The organism is Streptosporangium sp. NPDC023963 (assembly GCF_040639135.1).
Taxonomy (GTDB): Bacteria; Actinomycetota; Actinomycetes; order Streptosporangiales; family Streptosporangiaceae; genus Streptosporangium.
Genome location: NZ_JBEZZK010000001.1, coordinates 540,845 through 559,727, shown reverse-complemented (window position 1 = coordinate 559,727; position 18,883 = coordinate 540,845). Strand labels below are relative to the sequence as shown.

Genomic DNA, 18,883 nt, shown 5'->3' with positions numbered 1-18,883 from the left:
GCGGGGGTGTCCAGGTGTGCGGAATCTGTGGATGGGTGGACTTCGAGGGCGATCTCCGGCAATCAGCGGCCGTCGCGCAGGCCATGACCGACACCATGGCCTGCCGCGGACCCGACGACGAGGGGCTGTGGCTCGCCCCGCACGCCGCGATGGGCCACCGGCGTCTGGCGATCATCGACATCGAGGGCGGACGCCAGCCGATGATCGCCGATGAGGACGGGCGACCGCTCGTCGTCCTCACCTACAGCGGCGAGATCTACAACTACGTCGAGTTACGCGCGGAGCTGACCGCCCACGGCCACCGCTTCCGGACGCAGAGCGACACCGAGGTCCTCCTGCGGGCCTACCTCGAATGGGGTGAGGGCCTCGCCGAACGGCTGAACGGCATGTTCGCCTTCGGGATCTGGGACACCCGCCGGGAGGAGCTGCTGCTCGTCCGGGACCGGATGGGCATCAAGCCGCTGTACTACCACCCGCTCCCGAACGGCGTGCTGTTCGGCTCCGAGCCCAAGGCGATCCTGGCCAACCCCCTCGTCGGGACGCCCACGGTCGACGCGGACGGCCTGCGCGAGCTGATCGCCTTCGTCAAGACCCCGGAACGAGCCGTCTACCAGGGCATGTACGAGGTCCGTCCCGGCCATACCGTCCGGGTGACCCGCGACTTCCTGTGCCGCCGCCCCTACTGGCACCTGGAGGCCCACGATCACACCGACGACCTCACCACCACCGTCGGGACGGTGCGCGAGCTGCTGGACGACATCGTCACCCGCCAGCTCATCTCCGACGTTCCGCTGTGCACGCTGCTCTCCGGCGGCCTCGACTCCAGCACCGTCACCGCGCTCGCCGCGCTCGGCCTGGAGGGGCAGGGAGCCGGGAAGGTCCGGTCGTTCTCCGTCGACTTCACCGGGTACAGCGAGAACTTCAAGCCCGACGAGATGCGCGACACCCCCGACACGCCGTATGTGCACGACGTCGTGCGGCACATCGGCGCCGACCACACCGACATCGTCCTGGACTCCTCCGATCTCATGGATCCCGCGGTGCGCGCCGCGGTCCTGAGGGCGCGTGACCTGCCGATCGGCATCGGCGACATGGACACCTCTCTCTACCTGCTGTTCCGCGCCATCCGGGGCCATTCCACGGTGGCGCTGTCCGGCGAGTCCGCCGACGAGGTCTTCGGCGGCTACCGGTGGTTCTTCGACCCCGAGGCGGTCTCCGCCGACACCTTCCCGTGGCTGGTGTCCCCCGGATTCGGGCGGTTCGCCGGGGTGGGGGCGCTCCTCGACGAGGGCCTGACCCACAAGCTGGACATTCCCGGCTACCGCGCGGACAGCTACCGGCAGGCGCTCGACGAGGTGCCCCGGCTGCCGGGCGAGGAGGGCCTGGAGCGGCGCATGCGGGAGATCTCCTACCTGCACCTCACCCGGTTCGTGCAGATCCTGCTGGACCGCAAGGACCGCATGAGCATGGCCGTCGGGCTGGAGGTCCGGGTGCCGTTCTGCGACCACCGGCTGGTGGAGTACGTCTTCAACGCCCCCTGGGCGATGAAGACCTTCGACGGGCAGGAGAAGAGCCTGCTGCGCGCCGCCGCCGCGGACGTCCTGCCGCCCTCGGTCGTCGGGCGCCGCAAGAGTCCCTACCCCTCGACGCAGGACCCCTCCTACGAGGAGGCCGTCCGCGCGGAGGCCTCCCGGCTGCTCGCCGACGGGAACCTGGCCGCCGCGCCGCTGATCGACCCGGACAAGGTACGGGCCGTGATCGACCGGCCCGAGGCGGCCGGTGGCCCTGCGGGCAGCCGGGCGTCGCTGGAGGGGCTCCTTCAGTTCAACGCCTGGCTGGAGAGGTACCGCGTCCGGATCGACATCTGACCCGCGCCTCCGTGCCCCCTGTGCCCCCTGTGCCCCCTGTGCCGCCCGCCCGCGGCGGCACCGCGCCGAACCCCCCGCCCCGGTCGGCTCCGGCCCCCGGGGCGGGAACGCACCACCGGAAGGAGGTCGCCTCATGGCCGACCTGGGACTGCCCGAGCTGCTCATCATCGTGGCGGTGTTCATTCTGCTGTTCGGTTCCGCGAGGCTGCCCGACGCCGCCAGGTCGGTGGGCCGCTCCCTGCGCGTCTTCAAGACCGAGGTGAACAGGCCGGACGACGCTCCACCGCCTCCCGGAGAGACCGGAGAGACCGGCGGACGGGACGAGCCGCCGCTCGTTCCGCCCGCTTCCCCCGGATGATCCAGGGTCACCCCGGTTGACCCCGGATCGTCAGCGCGGCAGGGGCGTGTAGAAGAGCTTCATCTCGCTCCGGCCGGCGAAGTCGTCCCGGGCCAGGTCGGTGAGGATCCGGCCGTGGAGATCCATCACGCTCGCCGCGTGGCCCTCGCCGTGGCGGCGCCACACCAGCAGATGGTCCTCGTCGTACCAGCGGATCGGATACCGCATGCTCGTCTCGATTCGGACGAGCGTGGCCCCGGTGGCGGCATCGTGCACGCAGAGATTCCGGGGACGGTCCGGGCACCACCCGGCCAGCCGCCGTCCACTGGGGGAGTACGGGTCGAGGATCTCCCCGTCCGGCCTTCCCAGCCCGCGCACGGCGGACAGCGGGGCGCCGTCGGTGCCGAACGTGCGCAGCTCGTAGGAGTCGTACCCCTCACCCAGGTCGGTGTAGAGGTCGCCGAGGCCGAAGTGACCGCTCACCCCGGTCCCGTCGGCGCTCCACCGGTACGGGGGGTTGTGGGGCTGGTCGTCCCCGATGAGGGTGACCTTGACCGTTCCCCACGCCGGGTCGACGACGACGAACCCGCGCGCGGCCGAGTAGTCCCTTTCGTCGGTGTGCCACAGGGTCAGCAGCACGCGGCCGTCGGGGGACCAGACGGGGGCGGTGTTCGACCAGGGGCGCCTCACCGTGGCGATGCGCCGGACCCCGCCACCGCGCCGGTCGAGGAGGACGACGCCGTCACGGCCGTCGACGTAGTCCCTGAAATCGCTCACCGCCCACCGGCCGTCCTGAGAGACGGCCTTCACGCGCTCCCGCCTCACGGTGAATCCGTCGCCGTTCCCAAGGTAGGCGGGACCGTCCTTCCCGAGCTGGTAGGCGGTGAGCGAGAGCGGCGAGCCAGGGGCGTCGCGCACCTGGAACCGGGTCCCCGGCAGCCTGCGGATCCGGCCGGCCGGTGTCACGCCGTACTCCACCGGGGGCGACCAGCTCGCTGGCACCGCCCATCTCAGCGCGCCGAGCCGCCCGGCCAGCGCGCGGGCGACAGGGACCAGCCTGTCGCGTGCGGTGAGGTACGGTGATCGGATCCGGAGCAGATCACGGCCGGTGCGTACGACGACCGCCCGCCCCCGGTCGTCCAGCAGGCGGGCCTCGTCCCCCACTCCGGGGACGGACATCCCTCCGCTCTCCGCGCCGAGTTCCGTCAGGACGCGGGCGGCCTCCGCCTCCGTGGCCAGGCGCCAGAACTCGGCCGTCATCGGCTCCCCGCGCGCCTCGCCGAACTCGCAGGCGGTGAACGGCGGGACCGCCCGCCGGTACCGGGCCCTGCCGAGCACGGTGAACCCGGCCGCGCGGAGCGGGCCGCACAGGTCGGCCCCGGGCGCCGCGGCGGGCAGTGCGGCGGGCACTGTGGCGGGCACTGTGGCGGGTTCGGCCGCGAGGGAGGAACCGGTGAACCGGTCCGGGACGCGCAGCGCGGTGACCCGCAGCCGCGCGGGCAGGGCGGCCGGTCGCACCGTCCGGACGAAGTAGAGCCGGTCGCCGTCGGCGCCGAACAGCGGGCCCGCCGCCGGGATCATCGTCCGCCGCAGCAGCCCCGTCGGCGCCTGGATCACGTCCAGGACCCTGCCCAGGTCGTCGCCGTACGGTGTCGCGTAGACCGCCGCGCCGAGGGGGACGAGCCGGTCGTAGCGCGGCCCGTTCGGCTGGGCCCACCTCCACGCGGCCGAGCCGCGGGTGAGGTCGATCCCCTCGACGGCCGAGGCGCCGTCCTGGTCGCGGGCCACCACGATCCGTCCACCGGCGTGCACCGGTACGCACCCGTCCCAGCAGTCCCCGCGTTCGGTGATCACCCGCCCCGTCGCGGCGTCGTAGACCGTCAGCCTCTCGGGGCGGGAGACGACCACCGTGCCGCCCCCGACGTACAGGGCGGAGAAACTCGTGATCCTCATGCTCCACCGTTCGGCGCCACCGGCCGGGTCGAGCGCGCTGACCCGGATCCCGTTCCCGCAGCGCGTCGCGATCGCCGCGGTCCGCGCACCGGAGCCCGCCGCGATCATCCGATCGCACGACGGGGGGAGCGGAAGGGTCCACCGGGTCCGTCCGGTCGCGGGGTCCAGGCCGAGCAGGGCCCGGGAGACGGGGTCCCGGGCGAGCCCGACGGGCGGGGTCTCCTCCGCCCCCGCCCGGGCGGACATCGGCGCGCCGAGGCCGAGTCCCTCCCGGTGCCAGAGCACGGCGCCGGTCCGGCGGGAGAGGCCGGTCAGGGCGGTGACGTCCCCGGACGGCGTCGGGCGGCGGGTTTCCGCGACCACCGCGGGTCCCGCCGGTGCCCACTCCCGCACGGCGGCTCCGGCGGGGGCGTACCGCCACCTCTCGGCACCGGTGGCGGGATCGTGGACCCGCAGCGCCGTACGGGTGGGCACGAGGAGGTCCCCGCCGGACAACCTCACCGCGGAGCCGTCCAGCGGGCCGGGCGCCTCCAGGCTCCACACCTCGGAGAACCCGGTCCTGGCCGGGTCGCCGGAGGGGAGGGCGGAGCGTGGCACGGCGACGAGCAGGACGAGGACGGTGAGGATCGCCGCCCGCCCGCCACCTCTCCATGGCCCCGTCAGCATCTCTTGACGTTCCTGCCGATCTCGCGAAAACGGGAGATCATGGGATTTCCGTAGGCCATGGCGTATCTGCGGGCGGGACCGGTGAGCCGGAAGGGCCCGCCCTCGGCTGTGAAGTGATCGCGCTGGACCCCGGGCGAGTCGCCGTAGACGTAGGAGACCTCGATGTCCCATTCGTAGCTGCGCTTTCGCGCCGTCACGGTCAGCTCCACCGACGCCCGTTCCCCGTAGACGAGGTCGAGGTTCTTCTCCAGGAGCCGCCCGGAGGAGCCGCTCCCGGCGCCGGCCAGCCGGTCGAGGTCGGCCTTCACCGGGAACACGGGCGATTCGCCGGCGTTGGACAGGGACAGACAGGTGCCGGCCGCGACGGGTCCCGAGGACAGGATCCGGGGACGGACGTCCAGCACGCGGATCGGGTCGTTGCGCCGTCCCCGCAGCACCAGGAGGATCTTCATCTCGCCGATGCGCGCTCCCCGGCCGGACCGGAGCACCTCCTCGTAGTCGCCGGCGAGCAGGCGGCGGCGGTCGGGGCCGGAGGTGACGGCGCGGGGGAGGGCGAACGATATCCCCTCATTCTCCGGGGAGTAGACGATCGCGCTGATCCGAGGCTCCCGGTGGAACTCGCGCCACTGGTCCTGCGCCCACGACCAGCCGGTCACCACGGCACCCGCGATGATCGTCGCGAGTCCTCCGGCGACGGTGAGCCCGAGCCACTTGAACGGCCGGGCGGCCTTCGCCAGCGGGGTCTCCTCGGCGGCGTCCCCTGCCGGTCGCTCGTCCCTGGCCGGTTGCCCGGAGGACGTCCGCGTCGTCACGGATTCCCCTTCCCCACCGGCTCCGGCTCGCGCAGGCGCCCGCTCACGATCCGCCCGGCCTGCCGGAGCAGGGCGCGGTCGCCGAAGGCCTCCACCGTGACGATGACGCGGCCCTCCCTGAGGATGACCGCGTCCTCGGCCGCGTCGAAGTAGCCGGCGTGCTCCGCCACGCCCGGGGCCTCTCCCTCGCTCGGAAGCTCCTCCATCCCCTTCGCCGCCTTCCCGGCCGACGCGTACGCGCACACGACGGTGACGGTGACCGGTGTTCCCCCTCGCGCCGGGGTGAGCTCGCAGGACAGGGGGGTGGTCAGTCTCATCTCGGGGGGCGCGGGGATCGGGGTGGCGGCGTACCGGCCGGTGCCGGCGCGCGAGGCGAGTTCGGCGGGAGGCAGCAGCGCGCAGGGATCCGGCCAGGCGGTCGCGGGCACTCCGCCGCGCTCGCCCCAGCCGGGCGGGGCGGCCAGGGCGGCCTCGATGTCCTCCTCGGTCAGCGGCGCGGAGAGCGTCACGAGTGTGCGCCCGTCCGCGGGTTCGAGAACGGTCAGCCCGTCGCCGAGCCAGGGGTTCACCCCGTCGCTCCGCACGTAGATCTTCCCCGCGGCGACGCCGACCTCGCCCGACACCTCGGGCCGGGACCACACGACCCGTCCCGACGACCGGCTGATCGACCTGACCCCCGCGAGATCGCCCTGCCCGTCGCCCGAGAGGATCACCGCCTCGTCGGTGACGACTCGGGAGGGGGGGTAGTGGACGAGGGCGTCGGCGAGGACCAGGCCGCTCCCGTCCACGACCGTGATCGCGCCGGGGAACGTCACGAAGGAGACGCCCTCGTCCAAGGCCAGCTCCGGGTCGCCGGGCGGGGGGAGCCGGTGTCGCCAGCGGACGCGTCCGGTGGCGGGGTCGAGGCCGGTGAGCGAGGTGTGGCGGTCCTCGCACCGGCCCATCGCGACCGCCAGCCTCTCGTCCGCGAGCGAGTACGAACGGACGACGTTCTCTCCGGCCCTGGGCAGGGAGGCGCTCACGCAGTCGCCGGGCAGGGCCGTCTCCCACACGACCGTCCCGTCGCGCGGGTCCAGCGCGCGGATCGTCCGGAGGGCGGGAACCTCGACGAGGACCTTCCCCGCCGCCGCGCCTACGAGGTGGAAGAACGGCCGTGCCGGGCCGTCCCCGGCGTAGCCCGACAGGACGCTCCAGGTCCGCAGGCCGGTCAGGGCATCGATCACGGTGATGCGCCGCCGGTCGTCGGGGCGGTGCGGGTTGCCTGACCCGGACGTGGTCTCGATCACGAGGTGGCGGCCGGTGGAGGCGGTATTCGGTTCTCCCTCCTCGCGGTCCTCCCCCACGTTCATGGACTTCCCGAACTTCTCCACCAGCACGTCGAACGCGTCCGGGGAATCGCCTTCCCATGCGCTTTTCCATAGGACCCGGCCGGTGCCGGAAACCCTCGCGCTGACGATCCCGTCCTTCTTGGAGACGCGGATTCCGGCGATCGGTGACGGTTCGACGGTGCGTGGCCGGGACGCCGGAGCCCCGGTGGGCACGGCGAGGAGGGCGGCGGCGATGACCGCGAGGGCGAGGGCCGAGCGCAGGTGGTGACGGTGGCGGGGAGGGGACATTGCCGTCCGGTTCCGGTGGGCGGGACGGGGGCGGAGGTCGCTGGACCTCGCGCCCGTCTCTTTCGATGACTTTCGGATAATCCGGAAGGGAAATTACCCCAGCGGTTCGCGGTCCGCCGGGAGAGTTGCGAAATCGCACCGGTGGAATTTCCGGCCGCGCGTGGATTCGATAATTAAAATGTCTTTTTTATGGTGTTTTTAGGTAAATAGGGGATTGGTGGGCGCGGTCGTTCGTCCGCCGCGCCGACCGGCCCGCGAGGTCTTCGCGCCTCGGCCCGGCTCCGACCCACGGGGAGGACGGGTGGCGGGCCCTCGCCGCTAGAATCGGCGAATCATGGCCGTACAGATCTCGCCCAGCATCCTGTCCGCCGACTTCGCCCGCCTCGCCGAGGCGGCCGCGGCGGTGCCCAACGCCGACTGGCTGCACGTGGACGTCATGGACAACCACTTCGTGCCCAACCTGACCCTCGGGCTGCCGGTCGTCGAGTCCCTGCTCAAGGCGACCTCGACGCCACTCGACTGCCACCTCATGATCGAAGACCCGGATCGCTGGGCCCCCTCGTACGCCGAGGCCGGGGCCGGGAGCGTCACCATCCACGTGGAGGCGGCCAAGGCACCGGTCCGCACGCTGCGCCAGATCCGCCGGGCGGGCGCCCGCGCGGGCCTGGCGCTGAACCCCGCCACCCCCGTCGAGCCGTACGAGGACCTGCTCGGCGAGCTCGACATGCTGCTGCTGATGACCGTCGACCCCGGTTTCGGCGGGCAGAGGTTCCTCGACATGGTGCTGCCCAAGATCCGCAGGACCCGCGAGCTCGTCGACCGGCACGGCGGCCAGGTGTGGCTCCAGGTGGACGGCGGCGTCTCCGACGCGACGATCGAGCGCTGCGCGGAGGCGGGCGCCGACGTCTTCGTGGCGGGCAACGCCGTCTACGGCGCCGAGGACCCGGCCCGCGCGGTCGACAGCCTGCGCGCCCTGGCCACCGGGCGCTGACCGGGACAACCGGGCTGACCGGGAGAACCGGCCGATCGGGAGAACCGGTCGCATGACCGCGAAGGGCGGGCCCGTACGGGCCCGCCCTTCGTCGTCCGAAACCCGCCGCGGTCTTCTGGCTTCCGGAACCCGCTGGAACTCGCGGCGACCTTCTACTGACTTCTACTAACTTCGCGGCCTTCTGGAACCCGCCGCCCTCCTCGCGACCCCGGGAGGCCGCGATCGGGCACGGCGGACCGGGACGACCGGAGACGCGGGCGGGGGAGAGGCGGCGCGGTCAGCCCTGGAGCGCCGGGTCCAGCACCACGTCCCGGCCGTGCACGGTCGGCTGCTCGGGGAAGTGACAGGCGGTCAGGTGACCCTCCTTGTTGCCCTCCAGCCTGACCAGCGGGGGCTCCTCGGTCGCGCACTTGTCCTGGGCCTTCCAGCAGCGGGTGCGGAAGCGGCAGCCGGACGGCGGGTTGATCGGGGAGGGGACGTCCCCGGCCAGGCGGATGCGCTCGCGCGGCTCCTCGTCCTCCATCACCTCGGGCACCGCCGACAGCAGCGCGTGGGTGTAGGGGTGGCGGGGGCGCTCGTACAGGGAGGCGCGGTCGGCGACCTCGACGATCTTGCCGAGATACATGACCGCGACCCGCTGGGAGAAGTGCCGCACGATAGCCAGGTCGTGCGCGATGAACAGGAACGCGATGCCCATGTCCCGCTGGAGCTGCTGGAGCAGGTTGACGACCTGCGCCTGGATGGAGACGTCGAGGGCGGAGACCGGCTCGTCCGCGATGATCAGCTTGGGGTTCAGGGAGAGCGCGCGGGCCACCCCGATGCGCTGCCGCTGGCCGCCGGAGAACTCGTGCGGGAAGCGGTTGAAGTGCTCGGGGTTGAGCCCGACGATCTCCAGGAGCTCCCGGACCCGGTTGTCCCTGCCGCCCGGGGGGTTGATGCCGTTGATCTCCATCGGGCCGCCGACGATGGTGCCCACCGTGTGCCGGGGGTTCAGCGACGAGTACGGGTCCTGGAAGATCATCTGGATCTCGGCCCGGATCGGCTTCAGCTCCCTGCGCCTGGCGTGGCCGATCTCCCGTCCGGCGTACCTGATGCTGCCCGCGGTGGGCTCCAGCAGCCGGGACGCCAGCCGCCCGGCGGTGGACTTGCCGCAGCCGGACTCGCCGACCAGGCCGAGCGTCTCGCCGGCGTGCACGGTCAGGTCGATGCCGTCCACCGCGTGGACCTTGCCGACCTGACGCTTGAAGATGGCACCGCCCATCACCGGGAAGTGCTTCTTCAGGCCGGACAGCTCCAGCAGCGCCTCGCCGCGGGGTTCACCGGTTGTCTCGCTCACTTTTGGATCTCCCTCTTCTGGGCGAGGGTCAGGTAGCACGCGTCGCCGTGGCCGCGGTGCGGGGACAGTTCGGGCCGCTCGGAGCGGCACAGCCCGGGACCGGCCAGCTCCATGAAGTCGCACCGGGGGTGGAAGGGGCAGCCGGGCGGGACGTTGATCAGGCTTGGCGGGGTGCCGCGGACCGGCCGGAGCGGTATGTCCACCGAGGCGTTCAGGCGTGGCATGGAGGCCAGCAGGCCCCAGGTGTAGGGGTGGCGGGGCTCGTGCAGGACCTCCCTGACGGTCCCGCGCTCCACCGCCCGCCCGGCGTACATCACCAGCACGTCGTGCGCGGTGTTGGCGACCACGCCGAGGTCGTGGGTGATCAGGATGATCGAGGCCCCCGTCTGGTCCTGGAGCTCCTTGAGCAGGTCCAGGATCTGGGCCTGCACGGTCACGTCCAGGGCGGTGGTGGGCTCGTCGGCGATCAGCAGGTCCGGGTCGCACACCAGCGCCATCGCGATCATCGCGCGCTGCCGCATGCCGCCGGAGAACTGGTGGGGGTAGTCGTCCACCCTGGTCTTCGGCTGGGGGATGCCGACCCGCGTCAGCATCTCGATCGCGCGGTCCCTGGCCTCGGCGCGGCTCGCGCCGGTGTGCTTGCGGTAGACCTCGGAGATCTGCTTGCCGATGGTGTGGTACGGGGAGAGCGAGGTCAGCGGGTCCTGGAAGATCATCGCGACCTTGTTGCCGCGCAGCTTCTCCATGGTGGACCGGGAGGCGCCGATCAGCTCCTCGCCGTCCAGCCGGATCTCCCCGCCGATCTTGGTGGTCTCCGGGTTGTGCAGGCCGAGCACGGTCAGGTTGGTCACCGACTTGCCCGAGCCGGACTCGCCGACGATGCCCAGCGTGGTGCCCTTCTCCACGTCGAAGGAGAGCCCGTCCACCGCGTGGACGACGCCGTCCTCGGTGTGGAAGTCGACGGTCAGGTCACGGACCGAGAGGAACGGAGTTGACACTTTCTTCAAGGCTCCTAGCTCAGCCGCACGCGGGGGTCGATGAAGGCGTACATGATGTCGACGACGATGTTGAAGACGACGATCGCGGCGGCCGCGACGAGCACCGTCGCCATCAGCATGGGCAGGTCGGAGTTGGTGACCGCCTTGACCGACAGCTGGCCGAGCCCCTGGAGGCCGAAGGTCTGCTCGGTGATGATGGCGCCGCCGATCAGCGCGCCGAGATCCACGCCGAAGATCGTGATGATGGGGGTCAGCGTGCCGCGCATCGCGAAACGCATCACCACGCTGCGGCCGGACATGCCCTTGGCCCGCGCGGTGCGGACGTAGTCCTCGCTGAGCTGCTCCACCATCGTCGAGCGGGTCATGCGGGTGTAGTTGGCGGTGAAGATGATCGCCAGCACCAGCCACGGCAGCAGCAGGCCGGTGGCCCAGCCGACGGGGTCCTGGGTGAACTCCACGTACTTGGGACGCCAGAAGATCTGGTTCTGGTAGACGAGGAAGTACAGGGCGAGGGTGCCGATGAAGTAGATCTGCACGGAGGCGCCGATGAGGGACGACACACTGGCGATCTTGTCCAGCGGCTTGCCCTGCTTGAGCGCCGCGATGATGCCGGTGGCCACGCCGAAGGTGAGGAAGACGACCGCCGCGCCGATGGTGAGCGAGATGGTCAGCGGGAGCCGGTCCAGGATCGTCTCGAACACCGGCGCGCGGTTGACGAAGGAGAAGCCGAGGCAGGGGGCGGGGCAGGCGCCCAGGCCCCCGTAGTCGCGGCCGACGAAGATTCCGGCCAGCCAGGCCACGAACTGGGCGAACAGGGGCTGATCCAGTCCCAGGTTGTGCCGCGCCTGCTCCAGCAGCTCCGGCGGGCAGACCTTGCCGCAGGCGAGTCTCGCCGGGTCGGCGGGCACGGCGAAGAAGAGGAAGAACGTGACCGCGGCAATGATCACGAGAGTGACCGCGGCGCCGAGCATGCGGCGAGTGATGAATGGAAGCATTGCCTGTTTTCCCGAGGTGGCTGGGACCGTTGGGGCCGGGGAGGCCCCTGGCCGTGGCCTCGCGGGGATGTCGTCATCCCCGCGAGGCCACGGCCGCCGGTTCTCCTACGGTTTCGTGAGCCGCTACGGCTTCACGAAGATGGTGTTGGGCGAGACGACCCACGACTGCGGGTCGATCTCGGCGCCACCGACCTTGGAGCCGTGGAGGGTGTTGGCGATCCGGTTCTCGGCGACGACCAGCGGGGTGATCGTCTCCTGGATCTTCTTGTCCAGCGCCATCCACGCCTTGTTCTGGGCGTCGATGTCGGTCATCGCGGTGATCTCCTCCATCTCCTTGGTGATGGCCTCGTCCTTCAGGTGCGAGTAGTTCGGCGCACCGTCGGCGACCGGGCCGAAGATGACGGGCAGGACCGTCGTGCCGGACGGCCAGTCGGCGCCCCAGCCACCCCAGTAGAGGTCGAACTCGTTCTTCACCTTGCCGATGGAGTCGTAGTAGGTCTTACGGTCCAGGGGCTTGAGCACGACCTTGATGCCGGTCTTCTCCAGGGCGTTCTTGATCACGACGGTGATCTGCTCCTGGAGCGGCGTCTGGTTGTAGGCGTAGACGATGGTCGGCGTCGGGTTGGTCGACTCGGCGAGCAGCTGCTTGGCCTTCTCGATGTCACCCTCGGGCTTGGCCTCCTTGCCGAACAGGTCGTAGGACTCGTAGCCGACCGTGGTGTTCTCGTTCAGGATCGTGGTGGGCAGCGCCGCCGCGGCCGGGCCGCCGTAGACCTGCTGGATCTGCTTGGACGGCCACGCGTGGTTGATGGCCTGGCGGATCTTGATGTCCTTCACCCGGTCAAGGTTGAAGTAGTAGTAGTTGCCGTACGGCGAGGGGCTCTTCATCAGGCGGGAGGCCAGGTTGGCGTCGCCGAGCACCTGCTGCAGCCGCTCCGGCTGGGTGGTCGCGTAGGGGGTGAACGCGGTCTGGTCGGGGCCGGTGTCCGCGATCAGGCGGTCGTTGATCTGCAGGTTCTCCTGGCCGAACTCCAGGCGCCACTTGTCGGGGTAGGCGCCGCGGATCGGGTCGGTGGCCGGGTCCCAGTGCGGGTTGCGCTCCAGTTCCATCGACTTGTCGACCACGTGGCTCTTGATGATGTACGGGCCGCTGGAGACGGGCTTCTTGTCGTACGCCTCCTTGGTGTCCTTCTCCTTGGGCACGATGCCGTAGCCGCCCATGGCGAAGGCGTAGTTGGCGTCGGCGTGCGGCGACTTGAACTTGTAGACGATCGTCTTGTCGTCCGGCGTCTCGATGCTGTCAAGGCGCTTGCCGTCGTACGGGCCCTGGTAGGCCTTCTTGTGGTCGACCTCGGTCAGCCACTGCTGGATGTAGGTCGGGCCCTGGGTGACGAACGGGGCGAAGGTCCGCTCCATGCTCCACTTCACGTCCTCGGACGTGATCGGCGTGCCGTCCTCCCACTTCACGCCGTCCTTGAGGGTGAAGGTCCAGGTCTTGCCGCCCTCGGACGAGGTGCCGGAGTCGGTGGCCAGGTCGCCGACCAGCTTGTAGTCGCCGGGGCCGACGCGCTTGTAGCCGGTCAGGGTACGGCCGATGAGCAGGCCGAAGTTCGACATGACGTTGACGTAGACCTGGGCGGGGTCGAGGTGACCGATGTCGTCACGGTCGATCAGCGTGACGGTGCCGCCCTTGACGACGCCCTCGGGCTCGACGGCCGGGCCCTTGGAGTCGTCGGCCGTGCCCACGGTGATCGTCGGCGGCTTGTAGGTCGCCGCGGGGGCCGCCGCGCCGGGCTCACCGGACGCCGCGCCGCTGGGGGCAGCGGGCGCGCCCTGGTTGCCCTGGGCGCAGGCACCGGTGAGTGCGAGCGCGCCTATGGCGAGTACGGCCATCGCTGACCGCGTACGGACTTTCATCTTTCTCCTATTTCCGATCTAGCGCTTGAGCTTGGGGTCGAAGGCATCGCGGACCGAGTCACCCAGGAGGTTGAACGCGATCACGAAGATCAGGAGGGCGACACCGGGGAATATCAGATAGGTGATGTCGTTCTGATAGATCTCGGTGCCGCGACGGAACATGCGGCCCCAGTCGGGGGTGGGCTCGATCATGCCCACGCCCAGGAAGGACAGCGCGGCCTCGGCCGTCACCAGCGCGGGCAGCAGCAGCGTCGACTGGATCAGGATCGGGGTCCAGAGGTTCGGCAGGAGTTCCTTGAAGACGATCCTGGCGGGGGAGGCCCCGGTGACCTTCGCGGCCTCGACGAACTCCCGCTCGCGCAGGGAGAGCACCTGGCCGCGCAGCAGGCGCGCGAGGCCGGCCCACTGGAACACGGTCAGCGCGATCACGAGGGTGACCGCCCGCAGCCAGATCGGCGTCTCCTCGTCCGGCTTGACGAACAGGTTCTCCACGACCGGCATGAACGCGATGATGAAGAGCACCGAGGGGAACGACAGGACGATGTCGATCAGGCGGCCGATGAAGTAGTCGGTCTTGCCTCCGGCGTACCCGGCGACGATGCCCATCACGATGCCCATCGCCGTTGCGATGATGGTCGCGGTCACCGCGATCGACAGGGAGGTCCTGATCCCGTAGACGAGCTGGGTGAACACGTCGCGGCCCAGGCCGGGCTCGATACCGAACCAGAACTCCGAGCTGATGCCGCCGTTGGGCAGGACCGGGTAGCCGTAGTCGTTCAGCAGGCCCGGCATGTCCTGGCCGTACAGGGCGTAGGGGTCCTTGCCGTACAGCCAGGCGATGACCGGCGCGAGGAGCGCGACCAGGAAGAAGAAGATCACCACCACGGCCGAGACGATGCCGGTCCGGTCGCGTCGGAAGCGCAGCCACATCAGCTGCCCGGGGGAGCGGCCCACCGTCTCCGGTGTCTTCGCCGCCAATACCTCCCCGGTCGTGGTCGTGGCTGGTGCAGGGATGGTCATCGTGCGGAGGCTCCCAACGAGCATGACTGAGCGGGATCCCTGGAACCATTGCAAAACAGTCCATGACAATCAATGGCCTGGTCATTACTCATTTTTTTGTTGTATAACGTCCACCTGTTTGTGGCTGCAATTCCGTTGACGTGGACAGGGGGTGACGTGGGATGATAGGGCTCCCGAAGGCCGGTATTCACGGATTTGTGACACATCCATGACGTGTCCGTGACGGCTTTGTCCGGGTATGGCCCTGCTTATGTCACAAGCCCGATACAGTGTTACAGGCTTAATACGCGGGGTGTGTCGGGCCGCCTCGCGGGGTAACCCTCCACTTGCCGGGAGGTGGAGCATGGATCACGGCCTGTTCGGACCCGATTCGGTGACCTGGAAGGTGATGGGCGAGCCGATCCTGCTCGTCGGGGGCTTCCGCGCGCTGCTCATGCAGGGCCTGCACCCCCGGGCGATGCGCGGGGTCGCCCAGAACTCCTCGCTCATGGACCCGGCCGAGGCGTGGTCCCGCTTCGTGCGCACCACCGAGTTCGTCCGGGTGCGCACCTACGGCACGACCGAGGAGGTGGCCCGCGCCGGGGCCAGGGTCAGGAAGATCCACGCGAGTCTCACCGCCCTCGACCTCGACACCGGCGAGCGGTTCCGCCTCGACGACCCCGACGCGCTGCTCTGGGTCCACGTCGGCGAGGTCGACTCCTACCTGTCGGTGGCCCGGCGCGCGGGGGTGCGCCTGACGGACGAGGAGGCCGACAGGTTCGTCGCCGAGTGGCGCCGCGCCGCCGAGGTGGTCGGCCTGTGCCCCGAGGACGTGCCCGGCTCGGTCGGCGAGATGGACGACTACATCCGGGCCTGCCGGCCCGGCCTCTACTTCGCCCCCGAGGTGCCCCACCCGCTCCGGCGGTCGCTCAACGCGCCGCTGCCGGCCCGCCTGACCCCGCTCAAGCCGATGTTCCCCATGCTCACCGTGCTCGCCTTCGCGACCCTGCCGCGCTGGGCCCGCAGGCTGTACGGCCTGCCCGCGACCCCGCTGGGCGACCTGTGGGCGACGGCCTCCCTGCGGGCCCTGCAGACCGGGATCGGCCTGGTGCCCGCGCCGGTGCGCTACTCCCCGGACGCGCGAAGGGCGCGGAAGGCGGTCGCCGAGCACGCGGCGTGATCACACCAAGTGCCCGCTTGTCCACATCATGGAAGGCGTACCGTCCGGTTTTCCGGACATGGCACACTGGTAGTGGTAGTGGAGGGTGAACCGTCCTCGGTGCGCCCTCCGCGAGAACAAGAGACAGAGCAGCGTGCTCCGGGGTCGGTGAAATTCCGAGCCGGCGGTTACAGTCCGCGACCCGGTCGAAGCCATCGACCGGTTGACCTGGTGAAACTCCAGGACCGACGGTTAAAGTCCGGATGGGAGGAAGCGCGCGAGCGGAGAGTGTCTTCGGGCACCCTCCGCTGATCGGGTGTATGCACCCGTTGATCCCCCGGGGCCCGCCATGGCAAAAAGCTACTGGCGAGTAGGAGACCTCGGGTGACTGATCCGGCGCGGACGCGCCAAGCGGTCGGGCGCGCCCCTCACGGGCGCGGCGCCGTCGACCCCCACCATTCCCCGCATTCCCCGCATTCCCCGTCCGGCCGCACCCGGTCCGGGCGCAGCGGCACATCCCTCTTTTCCGGCGTGCCCCGCCTTCCCGGCGCACGCCCTTCAGGACCCCGTGTTCCCGGGCCCCGTGTTTCCGGGCCCCGTGTTCCCGGGTCCCGGACGACCTCCCCGTGCCCGGCCGTCCGGGCGATCCCCCAGAAGGAGCTGTGAATGTTCACCGGAATCATCGAAGAACTGGGAGAGATCGCCGGGATCGAGCCGCTGAGCGACGCGGCCCGGCTGTCGATCCGCGGCAGGACGGTCACCGCGGACGCCGGGCACGGTGACTCGATCGCCGTCAACGGCGTCTGCCTGACCGTGGTGGACGTCGCGGGTGAGGTGTTCACCGCCGACGTGATGAAGGAGACCCTCGACCGCAGCTCCCTCGGCGCGCTGGGCCCCGGCTCCCCGGTCAACCTGGAGCGCGCGGTCCGCGCCGACCAGCGGCTGGGCGGCCACATCGTGCAGGGCCACGTGGACGGGACGGGCGTCCTGCTGGCGCGGGAGCCCGCCGAGCACTGGGAGGTCGTCCGGATCTCCCTCCCGCCGGACCTCGACCGCTACGTGGTCGAGAAGGGCTCGATCGCGGTCGACGGCATCAGCCTGACCGTCATGAGCGTGGGCTCCGGCGGCTTCGAGGTCAGCCTGATCCCCACCACCCTGAGCCTGACCACCCTCGGCGCGAAGCGGCCGGGCGACCCGGTGAACCTCGAGGTCGACGTGATCGCCAAGCACGTGGAGAAACTCGTCGGCGCGTACGCCCCGGCCGGTGGGCCCGCCCGGGACGCCGCGACGGATCAGGGGGGAAGGCTGTGAACCACCTCGCAACGGAGTCCGAGGCCGCCGAGGCCGGGAGCCTTCGGAGAGACAGGACCGTGAGCACCGGAAGCGCCGGCCGGACGAGTCAACCGGCCCGAGGAGTACCGGTCGAGGGCCGTGCTCGTCATCGAGGAGACCTTGTGATCAAGCTGGACCCGATCGAGCGGGCGATCGCCGACATCCGCGAGGGCAGGGCCATCGTGGTCGTCGACGACGAGAACCGCGAGAACGAGGGCGACATCATCTTCGCCGCCTCCAAGGCCACCCCCGAACTGCTGGCCTTCACCATCCGGCACAGCAGCGGCGTGGTCTGCGTGCCGATGCGCGGCGAGGACCTCGACAGGCTCGGCCTGCCGCTGATGGTGTACGACAACAAGGAGCGCCTGCGCACCGCGTACACGATCAGCGTGGACGCCAGGGACGGGGTGAGCACCGGCATCTCCGCCGCCGACAGGGCCCGCACGATCCGTACCCTGGCCGACTCGGCGACCGAGCCGTCCGAGCTGGTACGGCCGGGGCACGTCTTCCCGCTCCGCTACCGCGAGGGCGGCGTGCTGGCCCGGCGCGGCCACACCGAGGCGTCCGTGGACCTGGCCAGGCTCGCCGGGCTGAGCGAGGCGGGCGTGCTCGCCGAGGTCGTCAACGACGACGGCACCATGATGCGGCTGCCGGAGCTGCGCGACTTCTGCGACGAGCACGACCTGGCGCTCGTCTCGATCGAGCAGCTGGTGGAGTTCAGGCGCCGGAGCGAGCGGATGGTGACCAGGGTCGCCGAGACGCGGCTGCCGAACCGGTACGGCGAGTGGCGGGCCTACGGCTTCGCGAGCTCGCTGGACGGCGGCGAGCACCTGGCCCTGGTCCTCGGCGACATCGAGGACGGCGAGAACGTCATGGTCCGGGCGCACTCCGAATGCCTGACCGGCGACGTGCTCGGGTCGCTGCGGTGCGACTGCGGGGTGCAGCTCGACCACGCCATGTCGCGGATCGCGGAAGAGGGACGGGGCGTGGTCGTCTACCTGCGCGGGCACGAGGGACGCGGGATCGGCCTGCTGGCCAAGCTCAAGGCGTACAGCCTCCAGGACAACGGCAGCGACACCGTCGACGCCAACCTGGAGCTCGGGCTGCCGGTGGACGCCCGGGAGTTCTCCAACGCCGGGCAGATCCTCGCCGACCTGGGCGTGAAGTCGGTCCGGCTGCTGACCAACAACCCGGCCAAGCTGCGCGGCATGGACGGCTACGGCATCAAGGTGCTCGGCCGCGAGCCCATGCCGGTGGCGATGAACCCCTACAACGAGAAATACCTGTCGGCCAAGCGCGACCGCCTCGGCCACGAGATTCCCAGGGAAGAAGAAGCATGAGTGAGCGAGCGGGCCAGTCGGAGCGGGACGGCCGCACGAGCGGGTACGGGGTGATCGCGTGAGCGGGGACGGGAGGCCGGTGGCCGAGGCCGTCGAGGCCGGGGGGCTGACCGTCGGCGTCGTCGCCGCCCGCTGGCACGAGAAGATCACCGATCAGCTCGTGGCGCGGGCCGAGCAGGCCGGCCGGGACAGCGGCGCGGAGGTGACCGTGGTGCGGGTGGCCGGATCGCTGGAGATCCCGGTCGTGGCGCAGGTCCTGGCCAGGAAGTACGACGCGGTCGTCGCCCTCGGGGTCGTGATCCGCGGGGAGACCCCCCACTTCGACTACGTGTGCGACTCCGTCACCTCGGGCCTGACCCGGATCTCCCTCGACGAGGAGGTCCCGGTCGGCAACGGCGTGCTGACCTGCGAGTCCCTCGACCAGGCCCTCGACAGGGCGGGGCTGCCCGGCAGCCACGAGGACAAGGGCTACGAGGCCACCGTCGCCGCCCTCGGGACGGCGCTGCTGCTGCGGGAGCTCCGCGCCTAGCGCCGCCGTACGGGCCCGCCCCGCCGTGCCTTGTG

The 18,883-nt window shown here is 70.7% G+C and carries 15 protein-coding genes and 1 riboswitch; of the genes, 7 read left to right on the top strand and 8 right to left on the bottom strand.

Annotated features, from left to right (window positions below; all coding sequences use genetic code 11):
* Positions 1–14: 14 nt before the first annotated feature.
* Positions 15–1,868, top strand: coding sequence for an asparagine synthase (glutamine-hydrolyzing) (gene asnB, locus AB0F88_RS02305; RefSeq protein WP_362676459.1), 1,854 nt, complete (start codon positions 15–17; stop codon positions 1,866–1,868).
* 133 nt (positions 1,869–2,001) lie between these two features.
* Positions 2,002–2,226 (top strand): twin-arginine translocase TatA/TatE family subunit, encoded by a 225-nt coding sequence (locus tag AB0F88_RS02300; RefSeq protein ID WP_362676457.1) that lies wholly within the window; start codon positions 2,002–2,004, stop codon positions 2,224–2,226.
* Positions 2,227–2,256: 30 nt separating this feature from the next.
* On the opposite strand, the gene AB0F88_RS02295 is transcribed toward AB0F88_RS02300, so the two are convergent.
* The 3 genes from AB0F88_RS02295 to AB0F88_RS02285 are packed head-to-tail and all read right to left on the bottom strand — an operon-like array spanning position 2,257 to position 7,252.
* On the bottom strand, positions 2,257–4,824 hold the full coding sequence (locus AB0F88_RS02295; protein WP_362676455.1) for a PQQ-binding-like beta-propeller repeat protein: 2,568 nt from the start codon (positions 4,822–4,824) through the stop codon (positions 2,257–2,259).
* On the bottom strand, positions 4,818–5,636 hold the full coding sequence (locus tag AB0F88_RS02290; RefSeq protein ID WP_362676453.1) for a hypothetical protein: 819 nt from the start codon (positions 5,634–5,636) through the stop codon (positions 4,818–4,820). The genes AB0F88_RS02295 and AB0F88_RS02290 overlap by 7 nt, the downstream gene beginning before the upstream one ends.
* Positions 5,633–7,252 (bottom strand): PQQ-binding-like beta-propeller repeat protein, encoded by a 1,620-nt coding sequence (locus AB0F88_RS02285; protein ID WP_362676451.1) that lies wholly within the window; start codon positions 7,250–7,252, stop codon positions 5,633–5,635. The genes AB0F88_RS02290 and AB0F88_RS02285 overlap by 4 nt, the downstream gene beginning before the upstream one ends.
* A gap of 334 nt (positions 7,253–7,586) precedes the next feature.
* Between AB0F88_RS02285 and rpe the strand changes: the two genes are divergently transcribed.
* A complete protein-coding gene (gene rpe / locus AB0F88_RS02280; RefSeq protein ID WP_362676449.1) occupies positions 7,587–8,243 on the top strand; it encodes a ribulose-phosphate 3-epimerase in 657 nt (218 codons plus the stop codon).
* A gap of 277 nt (positions 8,244–8,520) precedes the next feature.
* On the opposite strand, the gene AB0F88_RS02275 is transcribed toward rpe, so the two are convergent.
* From AB0F88_RS02275 to AB0F88_RS02255, 5 genes are all read right to left on the bottom strand, one after another.
* Positions 8,521–9,504, bottom strand: a complete 984-nt coding sequence (locus tag AB0F88_RS02275; protein ID WP_362677914.1) for an oligopeptide/dipeptide ABC transporter ATP-binding protein — start codon at positions 9,502–9,504, stop codon at positions 8,521–8,523.
* A gap of 71 nt (positions 9,505–9,575) precedes the next feature.
* A complete protein-coding gene (locus AB0F88_RS02270) occupies positions 9,576–10,577 on the bottom strand; it encodes an ABC transporter ATP-binding protein (protein ID WP_362676447.1) in 1,002 nt (333 codons plus the stop codon).
* Positions 10,578–10,591: 14 nt separating this feature from the next.
* On the bottom strand, positions 10,592–11,572 hold the full coding sequence (locus AB0F88_RS02265; RefSeq protein ID WP_362676445.1) for an ABC transporter permease: 981 nt from the start codon (positions 11,570–11,572) through the stop codon (positions 10,592–10,594).
* A gap of 123 nt (positions 11,573–11,695) precedes the next feature.
* Entirely contained in the window at positions 11,696–13,489 is a 1,794-nt protein-coding gene (locus AB0F88_RS02260) for an ABC transporter substrate-binding protein (protein ID WP_362676443.1), read from the bottom strand.
* 18 nt (positions 13,490–13,507) lie between these two features.
* Positions 13,508–14,509, bottom strand: coding sequence for an ABC transporter permease (locus tag AB0F88_RS02255; protein ID WP_362676441.1), 1,002 nt, complete (start codon positions 14,507–14,509; stop codon positions 13,508–13,510).
* A 343-nt stretch (positions 14,510–14,852) separates the two neighbouring features.
* Here AB0F88_RS02255 and AB0F88_RS02250 point away from each other — a divergent pair, with 343 nt between their 5' ends.
* From AB0F88_RS02250 to ribH, 4 genes are all read left to right on the top strand, one after another.
* On the top strand, positions 14,853–15,668 hold the full coding sequence (locus tag AB0F88_RS02250; RefSeq protein WP_362676439.1) for an oxygenase MpaB family protein: 816 nt from the start codon (positions 14,853–14,855) through the stop codon (positions 15,666–15,668).
* A 129-nt stretch (positions 15,669–15,797) separates the two neighbouring features.
* A riboswitch (FMN riboswitch) is annotated at positions 15,798–15,928 on the top strand.
* A 385-nt stretch (positions 15,929–16,313) separates the two neighbouring features.
* Entirely contained in the window at positions 16,314–16,958 is a 645-nt protein-coding gene (locus AB0F88_RS02245) for a riboflavin synthase (protein WP_362676437.1), read from the top strand.
* A 143-nt stretch (positions 16,959–17,101) separates the two neighbouring features.
* Positions 17,102–18,319 (top strand): bifunctional 3,4-dihydroxy-2-butanone-4-phosphate synthase/GTP cyclohydrolase II, encoded by a 1,218-nt coding sequence (locus AB0F88_RS02240; RefSeq protein WP_362676435.1) that lies wholly within the window; start codon positions 17,102–17,104, stop codon positions 18,317–18,319.
* Positions 18,320–18,377: 58 nt separating this feature from the next.
* Entirely contained in the window at positions 18,378–18,848 is a 471-nt protein-coding gene (gene ribH, locus AB0F88_RS02235) for a 6,7-dimethyl-8-ribityllumazine synthase (RefSeq protein ID WP_362676433.1), read from the top strand.
* Positions 18,849–18,883 lie beyond the last annotated feature (35 nt).

What these genes read in the sequence shown, in the direction of transcription:
- AB0F88_RS02300 (WP_362676457.1), top strand. Translation starts at nt 2,002, where the DNA reads ATGGCCGACCTGGGACTGCCCGAGCTGCTCATCATCGTGGCGGTGTTC.
- AB0F88_RS02295 (WP_362676455.1), bottom strand. Translation starts at nt 4,824, where the DNA reads ATGCTGACGGGGCCATGGAGAGGTGGCGGGCGGGCGGCGATCCTCACC.
- AB0F88_RS02285 (WP_362676451.1), bottom strand. Translation starts at nt 7,252, where the DNA reads ATGTCCCCTCCCCGCCACCGTCACCACCTGCGCTCGGCCCTCGCCCTC.
- rpe (WP_362676449.1), top strand. Translation starts at nt 7,587, where the DNA reads ATGGCCGTACAGATCTCGCCCAGCATCCTGTCCGCCGACTTCGCCCGC.
- AB0F88_RS02275 (WP_362677914.1), bottom strand. Translation starts at nt 9,504, where the DNA reads ATGGGCGGTGCCATCTTCAAGCGTCAGGTCGGCAAGGTCCACGCGGTG.
- AB0F88_RS02265 (WP_362676445.1), bottom strand. Translation starts at nt 11,572, where the DNA reads ATGCTTCCATTCATCACTCGCCGCATGCTCGGCGCCGCGGTCACTCTC.
- AB0F88_RS02260 (WP_362676443.1), bottom strand. Translation starts at nt 13,489, where the DNA reads ATGAAAGTCCGTACGCGGTCAGCGATGGCCGTACTCGCCATAGGCGCG.
- AB0F88_RS02255 (WP_362676441.1), bottom strand. Translation starts at nt 14,509, where the DNA reads ATGACCATCCCTGCACCAGCCACGACCACGACCGGGGAGGTATTGGCG.
- AB0F88_RS02250 (WP_362676439.1), top strand. Translation starts at nt 14,853, where the DNA reads ATGGATCACGGCCTGTTCGGACCCGATTCGGTGACCTGGAAGGTGATG.
- AB0F88_RS02245 (WP_362676437.1), top strand. Translation starts at nt 16,314, where the DNA reads ATGTTCACCGGAATCATCGAAGAACTGGGAGAGATCGCCGGGATCGAG.